Here is a 22,489-nt window from a genome sequence, read left to right on the forward strand (position 1 = left end):
AAATTTGTAAGAAAATAAATATATTTTATTTATTCGATTACGCGATTTACTTGTTCGAACGAGTTTTTATAATAAGCTTCTTTTGTAGAAGAAATGATTACGCCTTTTGAAGTAGAAGAATGTATAAATTTAATTTCATCTGAGTTTACTTCCGTAATAAGACCAACATGATTGATCTGCTTGCTTTTATTTGTTTTAAAGAAAATCAAATCGCCTTTTTTGGCGTCATTCAGCGGAATTACTTTTCCAATTTTTGCCTGTTCAAAAGAACTTCTCGGCAGTTTTATATTTTCAGATTCGAAAGTCGTATACACTAATCCAGAACAGTCAAAACCACTTTTTGTAGTTCCGCCCGCTTTGTATTTAACGCCAATATTATCTGTCGCAGTTTCGATTAAATTTTTTACAACAGATCTGTTTTCTTTTTTCGATTCGTTTTTGCTCACAGCAGTCGAAGTCGATTTACAAGAAACCAACACAATTGACAAAAGAAGAAAAACGAGTATTTTTTTCAAAATAGAAATGATTAAGATTTTAAATCGGCAACAATAAGTTTAGCTGTTTTTTTGCTTGCGCCGACGCCGCCCAGTTTTTGCTCTAAAATATCATAGTTTTTTAGCAGTTTTTCGCGGTGAGAAGGCTCCAATAATTTGTTCAATTCTTCTTTGATTCGTTTTGTATTACATTCACTTTGAATCAATTCCGTTACAACTTCCTGATCCATAATTAAATTGACAAGCGAAATATATTTTAAAGTAATAATTCGTTTTGCAATTTGGTAAGATATCGCACTTCCTTTGTAACAAACCACTTCGGGAACTTTAAAAAGAGCCGTTTCTAAAGTTGCAGTTCCTGAGGTAACTAATGCCGCAGTTGAAGAACGCAATAAATCATACGTTTTATTCGAAACAAAGGCAATATTTTTATTTTTAATAAATTGCTGATAGAATTCATAATCCTGACTTGGCGCACCGGCAATAACAAATTCATAATCCTGAAAATCATCAACAACACTTAGCATAACACTCAGCATTTTAGTAATTTCCTGTTTACGGCTTCCGGGTAAAACAGCAATAATTGGTTTTTCTCCTAATTTATACTCTTCTCTAAAAGCGGTTTCATTAAAAGCAGACTGATTTTGAATCGCATCAATTAAAGGATGCCCAACAAAATCTACAGGAAAATGATGTTTGTCTTCGTAAAAACTTTTTTCAAAAGGCAAAATCACAAACATTCTGTCAACGTCTTGTTTAATAGCGTTGATTCGGTTTTCTTTCCAAGCCCAAATTTGCGGAGAAATATAATAATGTGTTTTGTAATTCAGTTCTTTAGCCCATTTTGCAATACGCATATTAAAGCCCGGATAATCAATAAAAATTAAAACATCGGGTTTGAATTCAGAGATATCTTTTTTGCAAAATTTGATGTTGTTTAAAATAGTTTTTAGGTTAAAAATTACTTCAACAAATCCCATAAAAGCCAATTCGCGATAATGTTTTACCAATGTTCCGCCGGCTTTTTGCATTAAGTCACCGCCCCAAAATCTGATGTCAGCATGAGGATCTTCCTCGTATAATGCTTTCATTAAATTAGAACCGTGTAAATCTCCAGAAGCTTCGCCAGCTATTATGTAATATTTCATATTAACGAATTTTTATTGCAGCACAAAGATAGGATTTAAATAATTATGGTCGAAATTGCTAAAACAATCACGGCTAAAATCACGCCTCTGGCCATCATTTCCTTGTTTCTTTTTAAAAGAATTAAAAACACAGGAAGATCTAAAACAGCTCCAATTGTAATCACTTTTCCTAAATATCCCATTTCTCTAATAGTTTGAATTCCGGCTGGAAGATCAAACTTTGTAAAAAATTTGATAAACAAATAACTTCCAAGAAGCGAAGTAAAAATTCCAACAATAAATCCGATTACGAGTTCTTTTTTATCCATTTAATTTCCAAGTATTAAGTTGCTGCATTGTATGATGTGCCGTTAGATCGAACTGAACAGGAACTACCGAAATATATCCGTTTTCAAGCGCCCATTCGTCTGTGTCTTCGCCATTGTCTTCATTAGTAAATTTGCCTGTTAACCAGTAATAATCTTTACCGTAAGGCGTTTGTCTTTTGTCAAATTTCTGGGCGTAATACGCTTTCGCCTGACGACAGATTTTTATTCCTTTGATTTCTTTTTCGCTCAATTTCGGAAAGTTAACATTTAAAACCACTCCGGCCGGAAGTTTATTTTTTAAGGTCTCTAAAGCTATTTTTTTCACGAATGCTTTAGCAGGTTCAAAATCGGCATTCCAGTCAAAATCCAAAAGAGAAAAACCAATTGCCTGAATCCCCTCAATTCCAGCTTCGACAGCGGCGCTCATGGTTCCTGAATAAATCACGTTTATAGAAGAATTTGATCCGTGATTAATTCCCGAAACGCACAAGTCCGGTTTTCGTTTTAAAATTTCATTAACAGCCAGTTTTACACAGTCTACAGGGGTTCCGGAGCAGCTGTATTCTGTAATCGAATCTCCATCTTTAGAAATTTTATCCAGAAATAAAGTATTATTTATCGTAATGGCGTGTCCCATTGCGCTCTGAGGCTTGTCTGGAGCGACTACAATTACATCGCCAATAGTTTCCATAACGCTTATTAAAGCTCTGATTCCGGGAGCCAGAATTCCGTCGTCATTCGTAACTAATATTAAAGGTTTTTCGTCTTTCATGCAGCATTTTCCATTTTAGATTTATCAAAATAAAAGCTTGTTAAGGCAAATGTAGTAACAGATTTTGGTAGAATACTAACAAATAAATAAAAATTGTAAACTAAATTCCAGAAGACTTTTAAGCATCAAACATTTTTATATCTTTAACAAAAAATTATACTGATCTTGGCATGTTGGCATAGTTTTTACCGTAACTTAGATTAAAAAATTTGATGAATGCTATTATTAAGTTTATGAAAAGAAATTATAAAATACTTATAGCCGTATTATGCTTGTCTTTAACCCTGTTTGCTTTTAAAATAAATGCTGACAAGAATGATGATCCGGACCCAAATAAAGACAAGACATTATTAGAATTACTGGCTTTTGTTATTGAAAAAGGACACTATAGTCCGGCTGAAATAAATGACGAATTTTCAAAAGGTATTTTTAAAGATTACATCGAGGCATTAGACCCTTCGAAGCGATTTTTCCTGCAGTCTGATATTGATGAATTTAAACAATATGAGTTAATGCTGGACGATCAGTTTTTGAATAAAGATTTGACATTTTTCAACTTGACTTATACAAGGCTGATGAAGAGAATGGAAGAAAGCAAAAAACGTTACAAAACGATTTTAGCCCAGCCATTTAACTACACAACAGATGAGACTTTTAATGCAGATTATGAGAAACTCCCGTATGCAAAAAACTTAACGGAAATCAACGAAAGATGGAGAAAACAAATTAAATTATCTACACTTTCATCTCTTGTAACAAAGCAAAAAATTGAAGAAGAAAAAAAGAAAAAAGATCCTTCTTATCAGGAAAAATCTTTTGATGCTTTAGAAAAAGATACACGCGAAAGTTCATTAAAATCTTTAGATGATAATTTTAGTGTAATTAAAGATTTGAATAAAGATTACTGGTTTTCAGTGTATTTGAATTCAATCATGGCTCGTTTTGACCCTCATACAAGTTATTTTGCTCCAGAAGAAAAAGATCGTTTTGATGTAAATATCAGCGGAAAATTAGAAGGAATTGGCGCAAGATTAACGAAGAAAAATGACTTTACTCAAATTGATGAGTTAATTTCTGGCGGACCAGCTTGGAAAGGAAAACAACTTGAAGCGGGAGATTTAATTCTGAAAGTAGCCCAAGGAAACGAAGAACCTGTTGATGTGGTTGGAATGCGTCTTGATGATGTTGTGAAAAAAATCAAAGGTCATAAAGGAACTGAAGTAAAACTTACGGTTAAAAAAGTTGACGGAAGTATTAAAGTAATTTCAATTATCAGAGATGTTGTTGAAATTGAAGAAACATACGCAAAATCAAGTATTGTTGAGAAAAACGGATTGAAATACGGCGTTATTTACCTGCCTAAATTTTATATCGATTTTGAAAACAAAGACGGTCGTGATGCTGGAAAAGATATTGCTCTTGAAGTTGAAAGACTGAAAAAAGAAAACATAAACGGTATTGTTCTTGACGTTCGTGATGACGGCGGAGGATCTCTTTCTACAGTGGTTGATATCGCAGGTTTATTTATTGAAGAAGGACCAATTGTTCAGGTAAAATCTGCTGGTAAAAAGAAAGAAGTTTTATACGATAAAGATAAAAAAATAGAGTGGGACGGACCATTAGTAATTATGGTGAATAGTTTCTCTGCTTCGGCTTCTGAGATTTTAGCAGCTGCAATTCAGGATTACAAACGTGGCGTTATCATTGGTAGTAAACAAACTTACGGTAAAGGAACGGTACAAAATGTACTTGATTTGAACCAATTTGTTCGTAATGCAAATTATGGAGATTTAGGAGCTTTGAAAATTACAGGTCAAAAATTCTATAGAATTAACGGAGGTTCAACTCAGTTAGAAGGTGTTCATAGTGACGTGGTTATGCCAGATCGTTATGCTTACTTAAAAATGGGAGAACGTGATATTGACAATGCAATGCCATGGGATAAAATTGACCCGGCAGATTACAGCACTTGGACTTCTAACGAAAACTTTACAAAAGCAATCGAGAAAAGTAAAAACAGAATTTTACAAAATCCTCAATTTAAATTAATTGAAGATAATGCGAAATGGATTGATGTTAAGAATAAAGAAAACATATACAGCTTGAACATTAACAGTTTTAAACAAACTCAGGAACAAGTTGAAAATGAAGGAAAAAAATACAAACCAATTTCTGATTATAAAAACAGTTTAGTGTTTAAATCATTGCCTTATGAAGAAGTTGAAATGAATAATGACGCTACATTGAAAGAAAAAAGAGAGGCTTGGCACCAGGCATTATCTAAAGATGTTTATGTTGAAGAAGCATTAAATGTTTTAGATGACTTACAATCTAAATCTTTAGTAAAAGCTGGCGTTTCTCCAAAAATGAAAAAAGATAAATTGGTAAAATCTTAAAGATTTTAAATGTTTAATTTGTTATTAAAAAACGCTTCTTAAAGTAATTTATGAAGCGTTTTTTAGTTTAAAAGAAAAAGTAATATTTATGAAAAATATTTTAGTCTGCGGGTTGATTGGTTTAGCATTGCTTTCCTGTAAAAAGGAAAATGAAACTGTTGTTGAAACAGAAATAGCAAAAACAGAAAATTCATTTGTTTCTGACCAAACTAATACGGGTTCTTTATATTCAATTGCTTATCAGCCAACTTCAACTACAAATCAAATTGTACAACATAAATATTATACACTTTCTTATAATGAAAAGTTTGAACAGGCCGAATGGGTGGCGTATGAATTGAAGAAAGAATATCTAAAAAACGGAAATTACAAACGTCCGTATTTTATTGAAGATCCAAAAGTTACAACGGGTTCTGCAGACTGGAGAAATTATAAAAAATCAGGTTATGATAAAGGCCATCTTTGCCCAGCCGGCGATATGGAATTTAGTGAAGATGCTTATAATGATACTTTTTATACTTCGAATATTTCGCCTCAAAGACATGATTTTAACAGCGGAATCTGGAACCGAATTGAACAGAAAACACGTTATTGGGCAGGAAAATACAATGACATTTATGTAGTTACTGGCGGAATCCTGAAAGATTCGGATAAAAAAATAGGAACAGAGAAAGTTTCTGTTCCTAAATATTTTTATAAAATTGTTTTAGCTAAATCAGGAAAGGAACATAAAGCAATCGCTTTTTTGGTTCCAAATGAAGACAGCGATAAACCAATTTATGATTTCGTAGTTCCTATCGAAACTCTGGAAAAAATGACTGGAATTGATTTCTTCCCGAATTTAAAAAACTTAAAAAGCAGTAAGGACTTTTAAATCTGCAATTGTTTCGGTTGGGTTTTCGGCTTTAAAAACAAAACTTCCGGCAACTAAAACATCGGCTCCGGCTTCTACTAATTGTTTGGCATTTTTGTTGGTTACACCGCCGTCAATTTCGATAAGCGTTGATGCGTTTTTGTGTGTAATTAAAGCTTTTAGTTTTTTTACTTTATCATAAGTATTTTCAATAAACGACTGTCCGCCAAAACCTGGATTCACACTCATTACACAAACTAAATCAATATCATTAATAACATCTTCTAACAAGTCAATATTAGTATGCGGATTGATGGCAACTCCCGCTTTCATTCCTTCGGCTTTAATAGCTTGTAATGTTCTGTGTAAATGTGTACAAGCTTCATAATGTACCGTTAAACCGTTAGCGCCTAAATCAGCAAAAGTTTTAATATAACGATCCGGATCAATAATCATTAAATGTACATCAATATATTTTTTTGCATGTTTAGAAATAGCTTCTAAAACAGGCATCCCAAAAGAAATATTCGGAACAAAAACTCCATCCATAATATCAATATGAAACCAATCGGCCTCGCTGATGTTAATCATTTCGATATCGCGCTGCAGGTTCGCAAAATCGGCAGCAAGAACAGAAGGAGCAATAAGAGTATTTTTCATTTTGTAGTGGTGTGTTTTTTTACAAAGATAAAATTTTTTAGCCGTAATCTTGATAGCTATAAGAGCAAGGATTCAGGTAAAGTTTTTATAAGTTTAAGCGGTTTATGTTTTGCTAAATTTATTTTTAATAGATTAAGATTTTGTCATTATTTTAATTAAAATAATAAGAAAGAAATATAGTAAATCTAAAAAAGGAAATAAATAATTCGTATGGGTTTTTTTGTAAATTGCGGCAAATAATCCTACTTGATGAAAATAACTCTACTTTCAATTATTACCTTTTTTTTGTCTGCCAATATGCTCTTTAGTCAAAAGGCATTAGACCCTACACCAGAAGATATTCAATTAGCAAAATCACTTAGAGAGAAATATTCTAAAGATGATGTTGCCGTTTTAGAAAGCAAAGAAAACATTACGTTTGAACTTAACAAAAGCGATGCTAAAGTTGTGGTTAAAAATTCTGTGAGAGAAGTTTTAATGAACATTAATCATAGAGCTGATATTAATAAATATGAGTTTTATGACAGCGAATCTTCAATTGAAAGTTTTATTCTGAAATACAGAAATCAAAAAAATACCAGTTTTACAATAAAAGATCAGTTTTATAAAGACAACGATTTGTTCTATAATGATGCCCGTGTAAAGTATATGGACGTAGATTTTCCGGTTCAGGGATATAGCTATATCTATGAGCTTGAAAAAAAATACAATGATATTAAGTATTTTACCTCTTTGTATTTTAATGATGAGTTTCCGGTTATTAAAAAAGAAATCACAGTTACGGTTCCGGACTGGTTAAATTTAGAATTGAAGGAATTTAATTTTGATGGAAATACTATTTCTAAAACTAAAACACGTGACGATCGAAACGGCACTACAATTTATACGTATGTAATGGAAAATGTTGATGCTTTTTATAAAGAGAAAAAAGCACCGGGAAGAAGTTATATCTATCCGCATGTTCTGGTTATAGCAAAATCATTTAAACATAGAGATAAAGAGACGATGCTTTTTAATTCGACGGCAGATCTGTATAAATGGTATAAATCATTGGTAGATTCTATGAAGGACGATACAAGTCTGCTTGCCGCTAAAGTTAAAGAGTTGACAGCTACGGCAAAAACGGATGAAGAAAAAATCAAGAATATTTATTACTGGGTTCAGGATAATATTAGATACATAGCATTTGAAGACGGAATTGCCGGTTTTAAACCAGATGAAGCACAAAACGTTTTTGAAAAAAGATATGGCGATTGTAAAGGAATGGCAAACCTTAGTAAACAAATGCTAAAATTGGCAGGATTTGATGCCAGACTTACCTGGATAGGAACCAAACATATTTTGTATGATTATACGACGCCTTCTCTAGCGGTTGACAACCATATGATTTGTACGTTGTTTTATAAAGGAAAAACCTATTTTATTGACGGTACAGAGAAGTATAATTCTTTTGGCGAAGATGCGGAAAGAATTCAAAATAAGGAAGTAATGATTGAAGACGGAGATAAATTCATCATTAAAAAAGTTCCTGCTTCGGGAAGTGAATTAAATAAAGAAATTTATAACGCCAAATTAATTGTTGACAATGATAAATTGAGCGGAAGCTGTTCTAAAACCTATTCGGGCGAAAGTAAAACGGAGTTTTTAAATATTTTTAATTCTTTTGAAAATAATAAAAAAGGCGAAACTTTAGAAAAATACCTTTCTGGAAATGATAAAAATATTACAGCTAAAAATATTAAAACCTCAGATTTAAAAAACAGAGATTTGAAACTTTCTCTGAATTATGATTTAGACGTTCAAAATAAGGTTTCAAAGTTTGATAATGATATTTTTATAGATTTAGCCTATATGGATGAATATAAAAATTTTGAGTTTAAAGACAGAAAAACAAATTACGAACTAAATTATAAAACAAATTACGAGTCGAATGTAGTTTTGGCAATTCCTGACGGATATAAACTGAGTAAATTACCTGAAAGCCTAAATGTAAATGAAGAAGATTTCAGTGTTCTGATTTCGTTTAAACAAGTTGGTAAAGAGATTGTTTACAAAAAGCAATTTGTGTTTAAAAATGCCGTGGTTAAAAAAACCGATATGGCAAAATGGAATGACTTCAATAAAAACCTTAAAACAATTTATAACCAACAAATAATTTTTACAAAATCATAAAACAGTATGAATAAAACATTACTCATTTTCTTTATTACAATTTGTTTCTCTTCTTATTCGCAGGATAAAACCGAAGTAAAAGATTTCTTTTGGGGAAAATCAGATACTTTTAAAACGGTGACCAAAACTCCAGACAAATGGAAGAATGAGTCGGCAGTTATTATTTATAAATATGAACATTATGACTATCATAATTCTGGTGTCAAAGTAGTGTTTACAAGTGCTTACAGACAAAGACTAAAGCTTCAGGATGAGAATTCGGTTAAAGAATTTTCGGAATTCTCGTTTAAAAACAAGTTTTATTCTTCAAGAGGATATAGCTATAAACAAGGAACAACATTTTTAGGAGTTAAAATTGTTAAACCAGACGGAAAAGAAATTGAGGTTGATGTAGATAAAGATGCAAAGAATGTTGACGACCAGAAAAAAATAGCTATAAATGGCCTTGAAATAGGAGATATTATAGATTATTATTACTACTCTTATGAGCCATTTGCTAGTTTAACTCAGAATTTTGAACCTGTTGAAAATACATTAGGAGATGTATATCCTATTATGAGCAGGAAAATGAAATTTTTAGTCGAAGAGGATTTCTATGTTAATTTTAATACTTACCATGGTGCACCTGAATTAAAGGAAGTTGAGTCTGGGAAAAAACATACTAAAGCATACGAATTAACGGCTCAAAATGTTGAAAAAGAAGAGTTTCCTAGATGGTTTTATCCGTTAGTTGAGCTGCCTTGTTATAAATTTCAGGTGTTTTTTGCAAAAAAATCAGGTGATGCTGTTCCGTATAATTCCCAGATATTTTTACCTAAAAAGAATGAATCTTTTAGAAAAACAGTCGATAAAGATGATATTTTCGATTATTATGAAAAGAAATTTCATGCTGTTTTTGATTTAGGAGAAACACTAAAGTTTTTGAAAGGAAAAACTTTTGAAAGTGAAGAAGAAAAAATAAAAGCAGTTTACTTATTTGCCAGACATCAATATTACACACAATTTATTGAATCGGCAGTAATTAAAGAGGCAGATATTTTTAATTCGTATGCCATGTACAAGAACCCTGATTTCTTTTCAAACGAGTGGTCTTTTATATCCTATTTTATGGCTTACATGAAAGAGTTTAAAATTGATTACAATATTGTATTAGCGACAGCCAGAAATAATGGTTCTCTGGATGAATTACTAATTCAAAAAAACCTGACTCCGTTATTACGAATCAATACACCAACTCCGTTATATCTTGAATATTGTAACCCATTTACCACGCCTGGAACGATTGATTACAATTTAGAAAATACCAAAGGTTACATAATGGATTTTGTCAGCAACAGGACTATTGCAAATGTAAAGGAAGTGAATTTGCCATCGACTACCGTTAAAGATAATATTACAAAAGTCGTTACGAATGTTTCTATGGATGCTGATTTGTCTAGTTTGAATGTTAAAAGAGCTTCAGAGTTTTATGGACATTTTAAAAGCGATGAACAAAAAGACAAATTGAAGTTTTATGATTATGTAGAAGAAGATTATCAAAAATACGGAACGGAAAGAGTTATAGATAAAGTAGGAAGTAAAAGCAAACGCGAACAATATAATAAAGAGTTTGATGCTTTGAAAAACAAACTAAAAGATATACAAAAAGAAGACGAGAAAAAATCTCTTTCGGGAGAGTTTGATTTTGAAATTGAAAATCCAACAATTAAAATTACAAATACCGGAAGATATGGCGATAATTCTCCAGTTTCATATGAGGAAGAATTTGTTATAAAGAATAATTTCATCAAAAAAGCAGGCGAAAATTATATTGTTGAAATTGGAAAAATGCTGACCAATCAACTTGAAATTGATAAAAAAGAAGCTGATAGAAAGAACAATGTATATATGCCATTTCCAAGAGCTTTTGAAAATGAAATTGTATTTGAAATTCCTGCGGGATATAAAATTTCAGGAATTGAAAAATTAAATAAAAATGTTCAAAATTCAACGGGAGAATTTAGCAGTACAGCTGTTTTAAAAGATAATAAGCTAGTAATTAAAACAGTGAAGAAATATAATAATTACTACGAGCCTAATGCAAATTGGAACAAAATAGTAGACTTTTTAGAAGCAGCTTACCAATTTACCCAAGAAAAAGTTTTGCTTAAAAAACAATAAGATTAACTTCTAAATCTTAAAATATTTGATGTTATAAATAAAAAACTCCGGTAATCAGCCGGAGTTTCAATCATCAATCAAAAAACGAACAGTCAATCAAACTGTTGTTTGCTTTAAAATTCCAAATCTAAAATTCCAAATTCCAATTGTTGGTTGGGATTTGGAATTTAAAAATATTGAAATTTAATATTGTTATCCTAGGTATGTTTTAAGGATTTTACTTCTTGAAGTATGTTTTAATCTACGGATTGCTTTTTCTTTAATCTGACGAACACGCTCACGAGTTAGGTCGAAAGTTTCTCCAATTTCTTCTAAAGTCATTGGGTGCTGATCGCCAAGACCAAAATACAAACGTACAACATCTGCCTCTCTTGGGGTCAATGTTTCTAATGAACGCTCAATTTCAGTACGTAATGATTCGTGAATTAACTCTCTGTCCGGGTTTGGAGATTCTCCAGAACGTAAAACGTCATAAAGGTTAGAATCTTCACCTTCAACAAGAGGTGCATCCATTGATAAGTGACGACCAGAGTTTTTCATAGACTCTTTTACGTCATTTACAGTCATGTCAAGTTCTTTTGCAATTTCTTCAGCAGAAGGCGGACGCTCATTAGATTGCTCTAATAATGCATACATTTTGTTGATTTTATTGATAGAACCAATTTTGTTTAATGGTAAACGAACAATACGTGATTGTTCTGCAAGAGCCTGAAGGATCGATTGACGAATCCACCATACGGCATAAGAAATGAATTTGAAACCACGAGTTTCATCAAAACGCTGTGCAGCTTTAATAAGACCTAAGTTTCCTTCATTAATTAAATCAGGAAGAGTTAATCCTTGATTTTGATATTGTTTAGCAACCGATACAACGAAACGTAGGTTGGCTTTTGTTAATTTTTCTAAAGCTCTTTGATCACCAGCCTTTATTCTTTGTGCTAATTCTACCTCTTCATCAGCGGTAATCAGGTCAACTTTTCCGATTTCTTGTAGATATTTATCTAACGATGCAGTTTCACGATTAGTTACCTGCTTGGTGATTTTAAGTTGTCTCATGTTATTTGTCTCCTCAATTTTTAAGTGTACAAGTGGTTATACGTAAGAAGTTTCAAAAAAGTTACAAATTGTATCAAAAATAATTTGTTTTTTTTCAAAAATCAAAAACCTGTCTGGAAATAGACAGGTTTTCAGTGTGTTATGATGTTTTTTAAATTAAAAAAATCAATTAATTTGCTGTGGTATTTTGAACTTCTATAATTTCTTTTACAGAAACCGGGATTCCGCTTTTAGTAAAACCTTCAAGTCTTATTTCAAAAGTGCCCGAAAGATCAGAAGTATAAAATGAAGTTTCAGAATCTTTATTTAACTGAACATCAGGATTCCAGAATAATTGATTTCTAAAATCAGGAATTCTTTGATTGTCAGCAGTGTTTTCGTATTTTACTTTATTGTATATCTTTTTTGGCTGTGGTCTTAAAATAGTTGGTTTTATGATTGAAGAACCTGTTTGTGTACTTTTGAAATCTCTGTCAAAAGTTGTAAAACTGATCAAACCATTAAATGATTTTGAACCAACATAATATCGGCCTACGATAAGTTCAATTTTATAAACGTTTTTCATATTGTAGTTTACAAGATCATTTTGGTTCTCTAAATATAATCCGTCAACCAAAACCAGTGCTGATTCTGGAAGCTGAGGAAAAATACTTGGATCATTTACGTGCAGATATAATTTATCGTCTTTTTGTTTAGAATACACTTCAACAACAACTTCTGTAATGGTTTCTTTTAAGGTTTTAAAACGAGTAAAATCATCTAAAATATATTCTTTTGGAAGAGGATAATAAAAAGCATCCTGACTTGGAGCTTTTTCAATATTGTCAACTTTTTTATGAAAATAGGCATTTTCTACCTGACTTGAAATTGATCTTTCTAAAAGACTTTCTTTAAATGTGTACGATAGTTTAGCATCTTTTTCAAAAGATATTTTACTGTAATCAATCTCTGGAGCATTGTTTACTGCAAGATCATAATTGTTAGCTTTTTCATCAATAAGCTGAATAACAATATTAGAAGTATAAAATGTTTTGTCGACATTAAAAATAAAGTTCCCTTTGCTGTCTGTTTTTACAACTTTAAAAGCAAAAGATTTTCCCGGAATTGATAATCCAACTGAAAGATTTTCGATTTTATCAGTTTTATTTTTTGCTGTAATTTTTCCCGAAATAATTTCACCTCTCAATTCTGGCAAAACAATTTTATCCTGATTTTGTAAATCTAATACAACCGGATAGGAAGTATTTGAAGCAAATTTGACAGCCGAAATTTGATTTTGAGCAGGAATGTTATCCAGTTTTCGAACTGAAAGGGAATAAACTCCGTCTACAAAATTATTGTTTGAAGACTGAATTTTTAAGTCAACCAATTCACGATTTGTAAATGTTTTTTTGTTTAGTTTAAGTACAACATTTTCATTTTTTAAATCCTCAGATGCATTTGAACTGCTTGCTAAAAGATTTTCAGCAGTAGTTTTTTCATCTGTTTTGTATGGATTAACGATGTTTATATTCAATTGAAATAATTCTGAAACGGGTTTATTTAGCATCCAGTTTGTGTATCCAACTAATTTATAACTCCCTGTTTTTAAAGTTGTGGGAATGAAATAATCGCCCTGTCCGTTTGCGTTTTCCATTGAAACTTTTGTTTTAAATACTGATTTTTTAGTATTATCTAAAAGTTCTACGTAAGCAACTTTACTAATGTCACTTGGCGTTTTGTCTGTTGCTTTTAAACAATAAACTTTATATAACAAGGTTTCACCCGAAACAAATGTTGTTGCATTTGCGTGAATGAAAACAGTTTCATCAACAGCAATTGTTTGCTGCGCTTTACTTAATTGTGTATTAATTAATACAAGCAATAAAATTATGTGTTTTAGTCTATCCAAAATGAAGGTTTTATGTTAGATGAAAATGATGTACAGTCTCCGCAAACAGCGTCTACTAATTTATAATTTATACCGCTGTTCCCTATATAGGTCATGAGTTCTCTATTAATATTATAGATCATGGTTTCTCCCTCGCAGTCTTCTCCTCCAAAACAAAATTTAAAAGGAACGTCCTCACAGGTATTAAAATAGGGTATAGGTTTGTTTGGGAAAAAATCACTGTAATTAAAAAATATTCTTTTTTCTGAATAAGAAGCTACATCAAAAAAGCCAATGACTTTAGTACTCGAATCATTAATACATTTTATGTTTCCTGAGATTAAACCGGGCTGTTTTGGAGATAAAATGCTCGATGAACCAGCGATATCTCTTAATGTTTTATGAAAGGTGTAAGCTTCTAAATTTTCTACATATTGTTTTACTAATATGCTGTATCTATGACCTATTATGTAATTATTTTCTTCAATAAAACGGATTGGCAGGTTTACACGATCTTCTGTTTTATCATTGGTATTTACTAAAATAATGTCTGTTGAGTTTTTACTAGAATAACAAATTCTTGTGTTAGGATCGTTATTAATTAAGTCAACAGTTTGTGTACCGGTTGCAATAATTTTTAATGATGTCCATCTTGGGGCAACAATTTTATATGTTTCATCATATTCATATCTGTAATATTTTGAAGTTTTTGCAGGATCAAAAGTATTTACATTTATCTGAACTCCGGTTTCATTGTCTTTATTTGTTGCAAGCGAAGGAACAACACTTTCAATAGGATTTACTGTTGTTAAAGTTTGCGGGGTAGATTGATAAATTTTCCCATCTTTAGTGGTGATTTCCAGTGTATATTTTCGATCTGGCAATGCCTGAAATGCAGACTGAGATTTGTAAGTACCAGCACTTTCAATAAAAAGATATTCATTATTTTGATCGTCTTTAACAGTAACTTTTGCACCAGTTTCGGTTTGAACGCTCTGGTCTTCAAACTTCGAAGTTTTCGTTATTTTTATTTCCTGATTTTTAAGTTCATTAGTCAAAGTGGCTTCAACAACAATGATTTCTTCGTAAGTGTTTGTTAACAGCGGATATGTTTCTGTACAGCCGTTAAAAACGATTGCAAGAAATGCTAATAGGATTATATTTTTTATTTTATGAATTTTCATTACTTAAAATAGGTTCATTTTTAATTGAAATAAGAATGTGTTTTTCATTTGGGAGTGAAAAATTATTTATCTGCTTTTTTAATCTGTCCAGAATGTTGGTTTTATGTTTGAGGCTATAGTGGTGCAATCTCCGCACGGCGGTTCAACCCAAAAAGTACGCCCTCCCATCCCTGAAAAATATTTTATTCTTTCTGCCGCCAAGTCATCTCCGGGACCGCCATAATGAGTACAAGGATCAGGAACAAAAGGTTCTACAGCATAACAAAATTCTTTGCAGTCTGTAACATACGGTGGTGGTTTTTTACCAGGAAACAAATCGGCATAATTAAAATAAATTCGTTCGGTAGATACTGAGCAAACATCAAAATATCCGGCTATCTTATCATTAGGATTTTTAACTGATTTTAAATTACCCAGTAAAAAACCTGGTTGATTTGGAGAAACAATGCTTTCGGAACCTGATATTTTTTTTAACGTACTGTAATAATTAAATGCTTCAAGACTTTCTATATACTGTTTAACTAAAATGCTGTATCGGGTTGTAATAATATAATTCTGATCGCTAATAAATCTAACTAAAAAATCAACTTTATCTTCCGTTAGGTTATTTGTGTTTGCTAGTAACAAGTCATAATTTTTACCACTTGCGTAACAGGTTTTTGTATCAGTCAAATTTGGCATATAAACGATAAAACCATTTGGATCCCAGACAGCTTTAGTCAATGTCCATTTTGGAGCTACAACTTTATAGGTTTCTTCATATTCATATCTATAATAATTTGAACTATGGGCAGCGTCAAAACTATTTACTTTAATGCTTACACCATTTACGTTATCCTTTTGTTCAACTTTAGCTTCAACACTTTGAATTGGGTTTATGGCTGTAAGAGTTTCAGCTGATGATTCAAATGATCTGCCGTCTTTTGTATTAATATGCAATTGATATTTGGTGTTTGGTGTGGCACGAAATTCTGTGCTGGAAACATATTTCTCAGAATTTTCTACAAAATCGTATTGATTTCCTGCATCATCTGTGATAAAAACTTGTGCACCACTTTCTGTTAAATAACCTTCATCTTCAAATTTTGCTGTTTTGGTAATTTTTATTTCCTGTTTTTTAAGTTCATTGGTCAATGTTGCTTCAACAACTATTACTTCTTCATATCTACTGGTAATTAACGGATATGTTTCTGTACACCCGTTAAAAACGATTGCAAGAAATAGGAAGAGAACTATATTTTTTATTATATGAAATTTCATTGTTTGAATATTCTTTTAATCTGATTCTTATTAAAAAATCATCGTTTTTACTTATCTACCCAGAATGTTGGTTTTATGTTAGATGCAATTGTTGTACAGTCTCCACATGGCGCATCAACCCAATAAGTTGTAACGCTGCTGGTTCCATCTCCTGAAAAATAGCGTATTTTTCCATAAGGAAGATCTTCCGCATAATGGCAGCAGTGTGTACAAGGAATAGGGTTGTTTGGTTCTTTTGCATAACAAAATTGTGTACAGTCCGTATAATAAGGAGGAGGAAATTTACCTGGAAATAAATCTTCATAATTAAAATATATTCGTTCAGTCGATACGGAGCAAACATCAAAATATCCTGCTATTTTACTGTCACTATTAACCGCTTTTAAATTGCCCAATAAAAGACCGGGCTGAGTAGGAGAAACAATAGTTCCGCCAGAGGAAGCAGTTTTGTTTAATGTATTGTAATAATTATATGCTGCAAGACTTTCTACATATTGTCTGACCAAAATGCTGTATCTGTGTGTAATAATGTAATCCTGATCACTAATAAATCGAATCAAATAATCTACACGATCTTCTTTTAGATTGTTTGTATTTAGTAAAAGTAATTCTAAACTTTTTTTAGATCCATAGCAAGTTTTAGTAACTGGCGAATTTGGCTCGAAGGTTGGAGATCCATTATTCCATTCAAGTTTTGTAGGCAGCCATTTTGGTGCAACAACTTTATAGGTTTCCTCAAATTCAAATCTGTAATAGGTTGATGTGCTTGTAGGATCAAAGCTGTTTATACGAATACCAACACCATTTTTATCATCTTTTTGTTCAATTGCAGCGACTACACTTTGCATAGGCGTTATGGTTGTAAGGGTTTCTGGCGATGATGCAAAAGATCTGCCGTCTTTGGTGTTAATGTGCAATTGATATTTAGTATTAGGAACAGCCTGAAATTCTATAGTTGAAACATATTTACCAGCATCTTCGCTAAAATTATATTGATGACCAGCATCATTTGTAATAAAAACTTCAGCTCCACTTTCCGGAAGATAGCCTTCATCTTCAAACTTTGCAGATTTGGTAAGTTTTATTTCCTGTTTTTTAAGCTCGTTGGTTATGTTGGCTTCAACTATAAGGACATCTTCAAATCGGTTGGTTATTAACGGATATGTTTCGGTGCATCCATTAAGGATGAAAGTAAGAAAAATTAAAATTACAATATTGTAAAATTTATAATTTTTCATTTCTTAGAATTTGAAATTATAAGTTATACTTGGTACCGGAATTGAGAAAATAGACGTTTTATAACCTTTAACTTTTCCGTTTTGATCTGTCACAAAATAAATAGAATATGGATTGTTTCTTCCTAAAACATTATAAATCGAAATGTTCCAGAAACTATGCGCTAACTTTTTAATTTTATGATTTCCTTCGATATTAATACCAATGTCTAAACGGATATAATCTGGTATTCTATAAGCATTTCTGTCGCTATATAATGTGTATTGAGAATTTCCATATTGAAATGTTCCAATTGGGTATGTTATTGGTCTTCCAGTTTGATATAAGAAATTTGAAGACAAACTATAACGTTTTGTAAATTTATAATTTAAAATAGCACTTAAATCATGAGGTTTGTCAAAATTTGCCGGGAAATAGTTCCCGTTATTTACAATTTCTGAACTAAACTGACTATCAAGTTTAATAAAAGTACGAGAGTAAGTATAGCCAATCCATCCGTTTAATCTTCCGGTTGTTTTCTTTAATAATAACTCAACTCCGTATGCTTTTCCTTCACCTTGTAATAATTCTGTTTCAACATTTTGATTTAGCAGAAGCTGCGCTCCAACTTTATAATCAAGGATGTTTTTAGATTTTTTGTAATATCCTTCTAAACTAACTTCGTATTCTTCATCTTTTAGTGTTTTAAAAAGGCCTAAAGAAACTTGCTGCGCAGTTTGAGGTTTTACGTTAGAATCAGATAATTTCCATGTATCTGTAGGAGATTGCGTAACGTTACTCGATAAAAGGTGAACATATTGACGTGTAACATCATAACCCGCTTTTATTGAGAAATCTTCAGTAATAAAATAACGTGCTGCTAAACGAGGTTCAAGTCCGCCATAAGTTTTTATGACTTCGTTTTTTTTGTAATGCGTTGTTCCAGTTACAGTCTCATCGCTTAAAGGCAGACCGGCTTGATAAGTATTTACATTTGCTTCTCCTAAAGAGGCATAAAACGAATATCTTAAACCTAAATCAATTAAAAGTTTATCACTGAATTTGTAACTATCGGCTAAATAAGCAGCAGATTCCAGCGCTCTTTCTTTTTCAAGATCGGTAGCAATTAAAGTGGCATCAGGATTTGTTGGATGCTGATAACCTGGTGAAATGTTATATAATTTGCTTGCAACACCATACGACAAAGTATGTTTTGGATTAAGTTGATAATTTAACTTTGCCTGCAATTGAGATTCGTTTACTTTATATCCAAAATCAAATGCATTAATATCATTTGAATCATAGTCAATATTAAATTTATACTCGCTGTTTGTAAAAATTAAAGCCCCTTTACTTTTTTTGTTAAAAGTATGATCCCATTTTAAAGAAGCAAGCCTGTTACTGTATTTATAAATAGAATCTGAGCTTAAACTAAATTTATCATGGCTGTAATATACAGTTGCTTCAAGATTGTTATTGCTGTTGATTGCGTTATTGTATTTAATAATTCCATCATAAAATCCAGCCTGACTGTTTTTTAAATTTTCATCGTCAAGAGATTTTAAAATCCAATCTGAATATGTAGCACGGCCTCCAACAATAATACTTGATTTGTTTTTCTGGATTGGTGTGCTAAGCGTCAAATTTGAGGTTATAGGTCCAATGGCACCTTCACCAGAGAATTTTTCAGGATTTCCATTTTTTGTTGTAATATCAAATACAGAGGATAATCTTCCTCCAAAATCTGCCGGAATGCTTCCTTTATAAATATCTGCTTTCTTTGCTGTATAAGGGTTTATGGCCGAGAAAAAACCTAAAAAGTGCTGCGGATTATATAAAACGGCGTTGTCTAAAAGAATAAGGTTTTGGTCGTCTTTTCCGCCTCTTACGTTAAATCCTGCAGATCCTTCACCCGTAGTTTTAATACCCGGAAATGTAGTGGCAACTTTTAAAATATCTCTTTCTCCAAGAATTAAAGGAACATTTTTAATTCCTTCTATATCAATTGAAACTAAACCAGAAACTGTAGTTTCGGTTGTTTTTTGTCCTTTCTTTTTAATGACAACTTCGTCTAATTGATTGGATTTTTCATTGATGCCAATATCAAATTTTCCGTCATCATAAACCATTAAAGTTCTCACAACTTCTTTGTGGCTTAATGATTTTACTTCAATAACATTTATGCCTCGCGGAAGCTGTAATGTGTAATTTCCATCAAGATCAGTAGATGTGTTGATGTTTTTTCCTCTTACTTTAATGTAAATGTTTTGCTCTACTTTTCCTGTTTCTTCATTTCTAACAGTACCAGAAACAGTATAATTTCTCTTAACAGAATCTTTATTTTCTTTTCCGATAAAAACAATCGAAGCTTTTTTAGTTACGCTGTAACTGTTTAAAGAATCATATTGCTGATGAAATACCGGATTATCAGATTGATCGTTTCCATTATTTTGATTCGTTTCGACTGGTGCATCGCTAAAATAATTCGAAGGCAGAGTATCGTGAATTGTACTGTTAAGCGTTAAAATTACTTTGTTTTTGAGAACAATATAATTCAGATCTGTTTTACTTAAAATTGAATTAAGTACAGTATCAATCGTAGCATCATTATAAACTCCGGAAATCAATTCTTTATTAGAACTGACCCATGTTGGATCAAAATAAAATTTGTATGATGTTACAGCTTCAATGCGTTTTATTGCATTTTCAATGGTTTCATCTTTAAAAGTAATTGATAATTTCTCATTTGAATTTTGTGCAATAGACAATTGAAATGAGAATAAAATAACAAAGGCGAGTAAAAATTTTTTCATTTGTCTTATTTGGTTTGAATTGAAAGAGAATTAGAAATGTATTTCATCAAATTTTTCATAAATTGATTTAAATCAGATTTTTTTAACTCTCTATTCAGTAAATAAAACCCATTGATTTGTTTTTTTTGCTCGGGGAATAGTTTGATAATATCATTTTTTCCTTTTATGAGGTAAATGTTATTTTTTAGATCAATAAAAAAAGAATTATTTTCTTTGAAAGTATAAAACACGCCGGTTTCTAATACTGTTTTTTGAAGATCTTTATGGTGTTTGATGTAAAATGTAAAATCTGGAGCAACTTTACTTTCCTCATAATATCCAAGTGTGAATTCAGGAACTGTTGCAATTTTTCTGTCTATCTTGACAAAATTTTTATCCAGTATTGAAAAAGACTGAACTTTATTTTGAATAAGACTTATTCCAGTGTTTTCAGATTCTCCATATGGATTTAGAACTAAAATATCTCTGAAGATGTCATATTTGAGTTTTACTTCATAATATTTTTGCCCCTCACAAGTGATTTTTCCAATTTCGTATTTATTTATTAAATACAAATGACTGTCTCCAATCGTTCTATACGGATTAGTGTACGGCGTTCCGTTATTAAGATCAAGATTATCTTTTCCAACAGTTTTGTCAAACCAATTGTAAATATTTACATCGTTATTTGTTTGGCTATGAATAACATAAATGTTTAACAATAATCCAAATAACACAAGGAAAACGAATTTTTTTTGATAATTTTTCAAAGGATTCTATGGTTTTTAGTGATTTGTTTTGGGGGTTTCCAAATTTATTAAAAAAAGGTTATAAACAAAACGTATATCTGTTAAATTGTGATAATTTCTTATTTTTTTAATAACAAAAACCCTAAATCGCAATAACGATTTAGGGTTTTTAACGAATAATTTGATCGAATTAGAATTGTGTATTTAAATTTTAATCATAGAAATCATCAGTGTTATCAAGGATTTCGTCGAATATTTTTTTTAATGATCTTATATAAACTGGAAACGCAATGGCCAGTAAGATATATTCTAATCTTAAAACAGTAACATCGTCTAAAATTCTATATAAGCAGGGAATAATTACAGCCAAGGATACAACAACCCCAACCCACGGATTGTTTTTTATTTTTTTTATAGTTGGCAAAAGTTTCATTTCAGGTTGTCTCGTTAAGGCTATCTTCATCTATCTCTATTTTGATTTAGGTGGGATAAAAGTAATTTTGATCTCAATTTATAAGTGTGAAAATGTCACGAAACGCTTTTTCTCTGTCATGAACGCCATGAAATGTTTATTATGTAGGAATATTTTCTTTGAAATAAGCATAAAAAAATCCTCTATTAAAGAGGATTGGTTTTGAATTTGAGATCTTTACTAAGATAAAATATTCATTTTTTTTATAAAATCTTTGTAGGTATCACTCAGGTTTATTTTATGATTTCCTTTTAAAATAATAAGGTTATCTGCCAGGATAATTTCTTCTATTTTATCCGTATTTACAATTGTATTGCGATGCGTTTTTATGAATTTATTTTTGTCTAATAAATCGCTGATTTTAGTCAATGAAATTAGAATTACAAATTTTTCTTTCTCGGTTATAATATTGCAGTAACGCTCTTCAACTTCAATGTAAAGAATGTCTTCAAGAGATACTTTTTTTAAGGAATTTTTCTTTTTAATAAATAAAGAATCATTACTGATTACGGTATTTTGTTCTTCGCTAAAAAAGACATTTGTCTGCTCATAAAATTTCTCGACAGCCATTTCTAAGGCATACAAAATTTCAAGTTCATTAAACGGTTTCATTAAAAAACTGAAAGGCCTTGTGAGTTTTGCCCTTTCAAAAACCTGACGATCCTGAGAGCTTGTTAAAAACACAAATGGTTTCGATGCGTGCGGAATTATATTGATAGATTCTGCAAAAGTTATTCCGTCTGGTTTTCCATCCAGGAAAACATCAATTATAATTATATCAACGGGTTTTTCATAAAAAAGTTTTAGTGCTTCTGTGTAATTTACGGCAACTCCGGCAACATTATAATTGTTTTTCTCTAATACTTTTACAAGTTCATCACTCTGCTCTAAAGTATCTTCTATAATTAAAACATTAATATTATCCATT

General features: G+C 31.3%; 18 protein-coding genes. 4 read left to right on the plus strand and 14 right to left on the minus strand.

The features are described 5' to 3' along the window. Positions 1–29: 29 nt before the first annotated feature. The 4 genes from NLJ00_RS07505 to surE are packed head-to-tail and all read right to left on the minus strand — an operon-like array spanning position 30 to position 2,722. Positions 30–515: a C40 family peptidase gene (locus NLJ00_RS07505; protein WP_256636765.1), complete on the minus strand. Its 486-nt coding sequence runs from the start codon at positions 513–515 to the stop codon at positions 30–32. A gap of 11 nt (positions 516–526) precedes the next feature. Then, a complete protein-coding gene (gene lpxB, locus NLJ00_RS07510; RefSeq protein ID WP_256636766.1) occupies positions 527–1,642 on the minus strand; it encodes a lipid-A-disaccharide synthase in 1,116 nt (371 codons plus the stop codon). Positions 1,643–1,677: 35 nt separating this feature from the next. Next, on the minus strand, positions 1,678–1,950 hold the full coding sequence (locus NLJ00_RS07515) for a hypothetical protein (protein WP_056207642.1): 273 nt from the start codon (positions 1,948–1,950) through the stop codon (positions 1,678–1,680). Further along, complete coding sequence (gene surE, locus NLJ00_RS07520) at positions 1,943–2,722, minus strand: 5'/3'-nucleotidase SurE (protein WP_256636767.1); 780 nt, start codon at positions 2,720–2,722, stop codon at positions 1,943–1,945. Before surE ends, NLJ00_RS07515 begins: the two co-directional genes overlap by 8 nt. 212 nt (positions 2,723–2,934) lie before the next feature. Between surE and NLJ00_RS07525 the strand changes: the two genes are divergently transcribed. Both NLJ00_RS07525 and NLJ00_RS07530 read left to right on the plus strand, forming a co-directional pair. After that, a complete protein-coding gene (locus NLJ00_RS07525) occupies positions 2,935–5,118 on the plus strand; it encodes a carboxy terminal-processing peptidase (protein WP_256636768.1) in 2,184 nt (727 codons plus the stop codon). 88 nt (positions 5,119–5,206) lie between these two features. After that, positions 5,207–5,992 (plus strand): DNA/RNA non-specific endonuclease, encoded by a 786-nt coding sequence (locus NLJ00_RS07530; protein ID WP_256636769.1) that lies wholly within the window; start codon positions 5,207–5,209, stop codon positions 5,990–5,992. Here the strand turns inward: NLJ00_RS07530 and rpe are convergent. Next, positions 5,969–6,631, minus strand: a complete 663-nt coding sequence (rpe, locus tag NLJ00_RS07535) for a ribulose-phosphate 3-epimerase (protein ID WP_256636770.1) — start codon at positions 6,629–6,631, stop codon at positions 5,969–5,971. The two genes, NLJ00_RS07530 and rpe, sit on opposite strands and share 24 nt — an antisense overlap. A 249-nt stretch (positions 6,632–6,880) precedes the next feature. On the opposite strand from rpe, the gene NLJ00_RS07540 reads away from it, so the two are divergent. Further along, complete coding sequence (locus NLJ00_RS07540) at positions 6,881–8,803, plus strand: transglutaminase-like domain-containing protein (protein WP_256636771.1); 1,923 nt, start codon at positions 6,881–6,883, stop codon at positions 8,801–8,803. 6 nt (positions 8,804–8,809) lie between these two features. Then, positions 8,810–10,963: a DUF3857 domain-containing protein gene (locus NLJ00_RS07545; RefSeq protein ID WP_256636772.1), complete on the plus strand. Its 2,154-nt coding sequence runs from the start codon at positions 8,810–8,812 to the stop codon at positions 10,961–10,963. A 192-nt stretch (positions 10,964–11,155) separates the two neighbouring features. Here NLJ00_RS07545 and NLJ00_RS07550 read toward each other — a convergent pair whose 3' ends face one another. The 9 genes from NLJ00_RS07550 to NLJ00_RS07590 all read right to left on the minus strand — a co-directional run bounded on the left by NLJ00_RS07550 (position 11,156) and on the right by NLJ00_RS07590 (position 22,488). Next, a complete protein-coding gene (locus NLJ00_RS07550) occupies positions 11,156–12,019 on the minus strand; it encodes a sigma-70 family RNA polymerase sigma factor (RefSeq protein WP_007804760.1) in 864 nt (287 codons plus the stop codon). Positions 12,020–12,188: 169 nt separating this feature from the next. After that, positions 12,189–13,883: a hypothetical protein gene (locus NLJ00_RS07555; protein WP_256636773.1), complete on the minus strand. Its 1,695-nt coding sequence runs from the start codon at positions 13,881–13,883 to the stop codon at positions 12,189–12,191. Positions 13,884–13,897: 14 nt separating this feature from the next. Further along, positions 13,898–15,073, minus strand: a complete 1,176-nt coding sequence (locus NLJ00_RS07560; RefSeq protein ID WP_256636774.1) for a DUF4249 domain-containing protein — start codon at positions 15,071–15,073, stop codon at positions 13,898–13,900. Positions 15,074–15,151: 78 nt separating this feature from the next. After that, positions 15,152–16,333 (minus strand): DUF4249 domain-containing protein, encoded by a 1,182-nt coding sequence (locus NLJ00_RS07565; RefSeq protein WP_180857299.1) that lies wholly within the window; start codon positions 16,331–16,333, stop codon positions 15,152–15,154. Positions 16,334–16,380: 47 nt separating this feature from the next. Next, positions 16,381–17,571 (minus strand): DUF4249 domain-containing protein, encoded by a 1,191-nt coding sequence (locus NLJ00_RS07570; RefSeq protein WP_256636775.1) that lies wholly within the window; start codon positions 17,569–17,571, stop codon positions 16,381–16,383. A gap of 3 nt (positions 17,572–17,574) precedes the next feature. Beyond that, positions 17,575–20,361, minus strand: coding sequence for a TonB-dependent receptor (locus tag NLJ00_RS07575; RefSeq protein WP_256636776.1), 2,787 nt, complete (start codon positions 20,359–20,361; stop codon positions 17,575–17,577). A 5-nt stretch (positions 20,362–20,366) separates the two neighbouring features. After that, positions 20,367–21,110, minus strand: a complete 744-nt coding sequence (locus tag NLJ00_RS07580; protein ID WP_180857302.1) for a hypothetical protein — start codon at positions 21,108–21,110, stop codon at positions 20,367–20,369. Positions 21,111–21,300: 190 nt separating this feature from the next. Continuing rightward, positions 21,301–21,552: a hypothetical protein gene (locus NLJ00_RS07585; protein ID WP_053470032.1), complete on the minus strand. Its 252-nt coding sequence runs from the start codon at positions 21,550–21,552 to the stop codon at positions 21,301–21,303. A gap of 189 nt (positions 21,553–21,741) precedes the next feature. Further along, on the minus strand, positions 21,742–22,488 hold the full coding sequence (locus tag NLJ00_RS07590; RefSeq protein ID WP_053470033.1) for a LytR/AlgR family response regulator transcription factor: 747 nt from the start codon (positions 22,486–22,488) through the stop codon (positions 21,742–21,744). Position 22,489: the final 1 nt, after the last annotated feature.

Source organism: Flavobacterium panici (genome assembly GCF_024499525.1).
Lineage (GTDB): Bacteria > Bacteroidota > Bacteroidia > Flavobacteriales > Flavobacteriaceae > Flavobacterium > Flavobacterium panici.

Excerpts from the sequence above, each read along its gene's own strand:
- rpe (WP_256636770.1), bottom strand. The coding sequence starts at position 6,631 with ATGAAAAATACTCTTATTGCTCCTTCTGTTCTTGCTGCCGATTTTGCG.
- NLJ00_RS07575 (WP_256636776.1), bottom strand. The coding sequence starts at position 20,361 with ATGAAAAAATTTTTACTCGCCTTTGTTATTTTATTCTCATTTCAATTG.
- NLJ00_RS07590 (WP_053470033.1), bottom strand. The coding sequence starts at position 22,488 with ATGGATAATATTAATGTTTTAATTATAGAAGATACTTTAGAGCAGAGT.
- NLJ00_RS07530 (WP_256636769.1), top strand. The coding sequence starts at position 5,207 with ATGAAAAATATTTTAGTCTGCGGGTTGATTGGTTTAGCATTGCTTTCC.
- NLJ00_RS07550 (WP_007804760.1), bottom strand. The coding sequence starts at position 12,019 with ATGAGACAACTTAAAATCACCAAGCAGGTAACTAATCGTGAAACTGCA.
- NLJ00_RS07525 (WP_256636768.1), top strand. The coding sequence starts at position 2,935 with ATGAATGCTATTATTAAGTTTATGAAAAGAAATTATAAAATACTTATA.
- NLJ00_RS07585 (WP_053470032.1), bottom strand. The coding sequence starts at position 21,552 with ATGAAGATAGCCTTAACGAGACAACCTGAAATGAAACTTTTGCCAACT.
- NLJ00_RS07560 (WP_256636774.1), bottom strand. The coding sequence starts at position 15,073 with ATGAAAATTCATAAAATAAAAAATATAATCCTATTAGCATTTCTTGCA.
- NLJ00_RS07570 (WP_256636775.1), bottom strand. The coding sequence starts at position 17,571 with ATGAAAAATTATAAATTTTACAATATTGTAATTTTAATTTTTCTTACT.
- surE (WP_256636767.1), bottom strand. The coding sequence starts at position 2,722 with ATGAAAGACGAAAAACCTTTAATATTAGTTACGAATGACGACGGAATT.
- NLJ00_RS07515 (WP_056207642.1), bottom strand. The coding sequence starts at position 1,950 with ATGGATAAAAAAGAACTCGTAATCGGATTTATTGTTGGAATTTTTACT.
- lpxB (WP_256636766.1), bottom strand. The coding sequence starts at position 1,642 with ATGAAATATTACATAATAGCTGGCGAAGCTTCTGGAGATTTACACGGT.
- NLJ00_RS07540 (WP_256636771.1), top strand. The coding sequence starts at position 6,881 with ATGAAAATAACTCTACTTTCAATTATTACCTTTTTTTTGTCTGCCAAT.
- NLJ00_RS07545 (WP_256636772.1), top strand. The coding sequence starts at position 8,810 with ATGAATAAAACATTACTCATTTTCTTTATTACAATTTGTTTCTCTTCT.
- NLJ00_RS07565 (WP_180857299.1), bottom strand. The coding sequence starts at position 16,333 with ATGAAATTTCATATAATAAAAAATATAGTTCTCTTCCTATTTCTTGCA.